General features: G+C 32.4%; 5 protein-coding genes, 1 pseudogene and 1 CRISPR repeat array. Of the genes and pseudogenes, 2 read left to right on the top strand and 4 right to left on the bottom strand.

What is annotated here, in order from left to right; translation table 11 throughout:
* From SULYE_RS05270 to SULYE_RS05255, 4 genes are all read right to left on the bottom strand, one after another.
* Positions 1-835 (bottom strand): lytic transglycosylase domain-containing protein (locus tag SULYE_RS05270; RefSeq protein ID WP_007547254.1); only part of this gene is annotated, 835 nt, incomplete at its 3' end.
* A gap of 49 nt (positions 836-884) precedes the next feature.
* Positions 885-1,289 carry an aspartate 1-decarboxylase gene (panD, locus tag SULYE_RS05265; RefSeq protein WP_007547253.1) on the bottom strand — a complete coding sequence of 135 codons (405 nt, stop codon included), beginning with the start codon at positions 1,287-1,289 and terminating at the stop codon, positions 885-887.
* A 276-nt stretch (positions 1,290-1,565) separates the two neighbouring features.
* Positions 1,566-2,519 carry a polyprenyl synthetase family protein gene (locus tag SULYE_RS05260; protein WP_007547252.1) on the bottom strand — a complete coding sequence of 318 codons (954 nt, stop codon included), beginning with the start codon at positions 2,517-2,519 and terminating at the stop codon, positions 1,566-1,568.
* 263 nt (positions 2,520-2,782) lie between these two features.
* Positions 2,783-3,663: direct repeats of the CRISPR family, unit length 29 nt; unit sequence CTTTCTAACCCACACGGTTCAGATGTAAC.
* Positions 3,664-4,451: 788 nt separating this feature from the next.
* On the bottom strand, positions 4,452-4,688 hold the full coding sequence (locus SULYE_RS05255) for a NifU family protein (RefSeq protein WP_007547251.1): 237 nt from the start codon (positions 4,686-4,688) through the stop codon (positions 4,452-4,454).
* 77 nt (positions 4,689-4,765) lie between these two features.
* Here SULYE_RS05255 and tmk point away from each other — a divergent pair, with 77 nt between their 5' ends.
* Both tmk and SULYE_RS05245 read left to right on the top strand, forming a co-directional pair.
* Positions 4,766-5,380: a dTMP kinase gene (gene tmk, locus SULYE_RS05250; protein WP_007547250.1), complete on the top strand. Its 615-nt coding sequence runs from the start codon at positions 4,766-4,768 to the stop codon at positions 5,378-5,380.
* Positions 5,377-5,623 (top strand): annotated as a pseudogene (locus SULYE_RS05245) (DNA polymerase III subunit delta'); the annotation flags it as partial. The gene tmk and the pseudogene SULYE_RS05245, both read left to right, overlap by 4 nt.

Genomic DNA, 5,623 nt, shown 5'->3' with positions numbered 1-5,623 from the left:
TAATAACATCATAAACATTTGTTTTAACATCCAATCCATATTTTTCAGGATTGTTGGCAATAAAAAGAATGGCAAAAAATCTTGGAACATACTCTTTTGTTTGTGATGGTAGGATGTCTTTTATTTCGGAGAAAGACGTGGCTGACGAGTATTCTAATCTTTTTGCAACACATTTTTCTCCGCAGTTGTATGCTGCAATCGCAAGCTCCCAACTACCAAACATGTTGTATAAAGTTTTTAAATATTTTGCAGCTGCTATTGTAGATTTGTATGGGTCTCTTCTTTCATCGATGTAATCATCTATTCTTAATCCAAACCTTCTACCGGTAGATGGAATAAACTGCCAAATTCCGGCTGCATTCGCAGAAGATGTAGCAAAAGGATTAAATCCACTTTCAACAACCGCAAGATATGCCAATTCTTCCGGCAGTCCCTCCTGTCTAAAAATTTTTCTTACCATTGGCATAAAGTAGTTTGCTCTTTTGAGAGCATTCTCTGTAAAGTATTTTTTTGTCGTTGTAAAGTAATCTATAAAATAATCTATATCATTATCATCCGGGACTTTTATGTTCAATATAGATGCTTCTTTTTTAATAAAATTTCTATCTTCTTCTGTAATGGCTATTAAGACTTCATTTTTTATGTTATTATTCTCTTTTGTGTTATTACTCTCTAATGTTTTTGACTCAATTTTTTCTTTATTTTCGTTTTTTACAACAGTCTTTGGTTTATATGTATCTTTGAAAGTAGAACTTTTCTTCTCTTTAACTTGAACGGAACAAGATTGTATTAAAAACCCTATCAAAACGAATAGTAATATAAATTTATATCTCATTGTTGATCACCTTATTGTAATTAAGAGTCTATAATAACTCTTAATCTTACTATTCGTTAGTTTTAGCTAAAACTTTAGAGTTTAACGCCAATACTTCTTTCTTTTCTTTGATTGTGTTTGTGTTTTCATCTATGTAAACAAGATTCACTTTAAAGCTTTCTAAATCTTTCTCGTTTACTGCTGCATACGATGCAATTATTATAATATCTCCATAATGACCTAATCTTGCCGCTGCTCCGTTTAGGATACATTCTCCTGAGTATCTAACTCCAGGGATTACATAGGTTGAAAATCTTTGACCGTTGTTTACATTATAAACTTCTATCTTTTCAAATGGAACTAAATTTGCAGCCTCCATTATTTCTTCATCTAATGTGAGACTTCCTTCATAATGCAGGTCTGCACCGGTTATTTTTATTCTATGAACCTTAGATTTTAGTAATGTTCTATACATTAATGCCTCCTATCTTTACTTTTTGACAGAAGAAGTTAGCAAAATTTTTTAAATCATGCAAGATTTAATGTCATATATTTATAAGAGAGTTGTAAAAATTTTTGTAAACTTAACTTTCGCTGTCATCCTGAGGACGTAAGTCCGAAGGATCTCCTTTTTGATTTTTTTGACTTGAAAAGAAAGCAGGAGATTCTTCGCTTCGCTCAGAATAACAGTGTGGATTTTTGGAACAGACTCATTCTTAATCCAACCCACCTATTCTATTCCTCACTTATATCATACTTCTCTTTCAATTATAAATTTAGCTAAACTTTCCAATTCCTCAACATCTTCACTGTTTCCAAAAACTCTTAAATTTTCTATCGCTTTATCTACAAAGTCTTTTGCCTTTTGTTTAGTCTCTTCTATTCCACCGTAGCTTTCTACAATATTTTTGACTTTTATTAAATCTTCAGTATCCGGATTTTTGTTTAATAAAACTGATTTTATAAATTCTTTCTCTTTTGCAGATAGTTTTTCTCTTACAGCAATTAAAGGGTATGTTATTTTTCCTTCTCTTAAATCATTCATTATAGACTTTCCGGTTTTTTCCTCTTTTCCCGTGTAATCTAATAAATCATCTACAATTTGAAATGCCATACCGATGTTTAAACCATACTCAAAGGCTTTTTGTTTTAAAGTCTCGTTATCTGTTCCAAGTGCTGTGCCAACATAACAGCAACTTCCAAATAGTGCTGCAGTTTTTCCTTCTAAGATTGAGTAATACTCTTGTAATGTTATGTCAAAGTCAGCAATTTTTTTTAGTTCTAAAAGCTGCCCTTCAGCCATTTTTTTGACTGTTTGGCTTACGTTTTTAATCATATCTATATCGCCATGGGTAGAAAAGAGATAAAGTGCGTTGGCATACATATAATCACCGGTTAAAACGGTTGTATCATTTCCAAAAATTCTATTAGCTGTAGGCTTTCCACGTCTTAGTTGTGAGCCATCTACAACATCGTCATGAAGAAGAGATGCTGTATGAAGATATTCTAAAGCAGCTGCCAAGATATAGTCTTTTTCTTCATTTTTATTTTTCATTATTTTAGAAAATTTCAAAACAAGATAGGGTCTAACTCTCTTGCCACCGCTGTCTATAATGTATTTACCTACTTGAAGTATGAAATTAACATTACTATCTAAATGTTGATACATTACTTTTTCAAAATAAGCTTTATCAAAGTTAAACAAGAAATAGCTCCTTTCTGAGTATTAAGAAATCCTGCATCTTTATTATACAATAAATGCTTTATACGAGAATTTTCAATTTTTGTAAGTTGATGGGGATTTTTTGGATGTGAGATAAAAAAGTAATAAAAGATGTGAAAATAAGTACTTGAGCTCTATAACCAACAAGGTTCAGATGGAACTCAAACGTGAGAAGTGAAGCGTGAAACGTGAAACGTAAAAAGAATTTAAAACCGTCTTACATCTCACGTCTCACGTTTCACCTCTTACATAACCCATACGGTTCAGATGTAACTGAAATAAGTTTAGTAATTTCTTCTATAGATAAATCCTTTCTAACCCACACGGTTCAGATGTAACTAGGGAATTTAATTAAACAATGAATATGAAGAACGCCTTTCTAACCCACACGGTTCAGATGTAACTTTAGTAGCAAGATGATATTTTGCCAGAAAATTAATACTTTCTAACCCACACGGTTCAGATGTAACCCACTTCGTCCATGAATGCAGGTATTACATACATATCTTTCTAACCCACACGGTTCAGATGTAACCTTTTATTATACACGGTAATACTATCGTAGGTAAAACTTTCTAACCCACACGGTTCAGATGTAACGCTAACCTCCTTACTAAAATATACCCAGAGCTTGACTGCTTTCTAACCCACACGGTTCAGATGTAACAGGAATATTGGAATTAGGTGAAGAGGATCCAAGTAACTTTCTAACCCACACGGTTCAGATGTAACTCTTAACAATTACATTTAAAAATCCTTTGAAAAATCCTTTCTAACCCACACGGTTCAGATGTAACGATGCACCAGCTTACCTGTGATTAAGAAAGAGTTTTCCTTTCTAACCCACACGGTTCAGATGTAACTTTTCGAACCTTGTTAATAGTGGTTTAAAAAGTTGTAACTTTCTAACCCACACGGTTCAGATGTAACCAATAACGCAGGCGGAACTTCTGATGCTTTATCAACCTTTCTAACCCACACGGTTCAGATGTAACTGCCAGAGCAAGTATTACCAATGGAGCAAGCAGACTTCTTTCTAACCCACACGGTTCAGATGTAACTTAAAGCAAAGAATGACAAGATGCTTGCAGAGTTATCTTTCTAACCCACACGGTTCAGATGTAACCCGCTAAATTTTTACTCAAAAATAAAATCGCTTATAGCTTACTCTATCAATATTCTGATAACCATTATACCAAACTTTTAAAAAACCTGCAAGTTGAAGTTTTTTTTCCGCAAACCTCGATATACAGAAAATATATTATTATATTTTATCCTTTTGCTTCCCACTACAAGCCAACTGCTGAAAACCCTAAACTCAGAAAGGGGCGGAAAATATCACTCCTTAATTTCCCGATCTGAAAAAATTTTAAAATAAAAAATTGCAAATTTTCAAAAATTTAAAAGCTAAAAAATTCAAAATCAAAAAATCCTATTTAACAAATACTTACATTCACTTTTCAAAAAATCCCTTTCAAACCATCACTACACAAGCTTAAATCAAACATCAAAAAATAAAATCACAGTACCAATACCTTAGCTTCACTGACTTATAAATCATCTCGCCAAACCATCAAGCAGTCAATTAAAAATCACTAAATTATTGATAAACCAATCTCTAACGTCTCACTTCTCACGTCTCACGCTTTCACGTAAATTAAGCTTGTGTGGGTTAACCTATTCAATTGCCAAGGTACAATTAAAAAATTAAAAAGCTAACAATAATATACAAAAAAATTTTCTACATGTCAAGCAGAAAATGAAAGCCGTCATTCAATCTCCTGTTTTTCTTTTCAAGTCAAAAAATTAAAAGAGAAAATCCTTCGGACTTAAGTCCTCAGGATGGCGACGAAGGTAAAAATGTTGTTATTCTAAAGCCAATAAAGAATTTTCTGTTTTCTTTTTACGTGATTATCATAAGTTTACAGCTACGACTTCTTTAACTTCTGGGATAGCTTGCTTTAATCTTGCCTCTACACCACCTTTTAAAGTCCATAAAGACATATGACATCCTGAACATGCACCCATTAATCTAACATAAACAGTACCATCTTCACCAACATCAACAAGTTCAACATCTCCACCGTCAAATCTTAAATAAGGTCTAACTTGCTCTAAAACTTCTTCAACCTTTTGTCTATCTATTGCCATTTTAAAAACCTCCTACTTTGTTTATGCTAAAATTATATACCAAGCGGTTAAAATTTTTATGATTTATGCGAGGATAAATGGGGTTTTTTATTACGTTTGAAGGAATAGAAGCATCGGGCAAAACTACACAGATAAATCTTCTTTATGATTACTTAAAAAGTATAGGCAAGAATGTTATAAAGACAAGAGAGCCCGGCGGGACTAAAATAGGTCAAAAAATTAGAGAAATATTACTTTCAAAATGGGATGAAAAATTTCCATACATAGCTGAACTTTTACTTTATGAAGCAGACAGAAATATACATATTCACAATATAATCAAACCAAGCTTAGAAGCTGATTATATAGTATTATCAGATAGATACATTGACTCTACAACTGCATATCAGCACTATGCAAGAGGGATTGATTATGAGATTGTAAGCTATCTAAACACTCTTGCAACAGATAGACTGAAGCCTAACTTAACATTTTTGATAGATATTCCTGCCCAAATTAGTCTTAAAAGATTAAGCAAAACTAAAGACAGGATAGAGAGCGAAGATATAGAATTTCATAAAAAGTTAAGAGAAGGATTTTTAAAGATTGCTGAGAATGAAAAAGATAGATTTGTTGTCATTGATGGAACGATGGATATTATGGAAATACACAAAATTATTGTTGACACGTTAAAACAGAGAAAGATAATATGAAGGTTATCGGGCACGAGAAAGAAAAGACACTGATTAAGAAATATTTACATAAAAATTACGACTCTTTATCTTTACTGTATGAAGGTAAAGATTGTATCGGTAAAAAGTTATTGGCTTTATATACTGCACGTGGTTTTTTATGTGAAAAGAAGGAAGGTTTTGGCTGTGGAGTATGTAATGATTGTAAGTTAGTCAATAATTTAATTTCTAATGTTTATGAAAACACAAACCTGACACCCCATC

It is taken from the genome of Sulfurihydrogenibium yellowstonense SS-5, assembly GCF_000173615.1.
Lineage (GTDB): Bacteria > Aquificota > Aquificia > Aquificales > Hydrogenothermaceae > Sulfurihydrogenibium > Sulfurihydrogenibium yellowstonense.
Note: the sequence above shows the minus strand (reverse complement) of the source record. Positions and strands in the feature narration are given on the sequence as shown.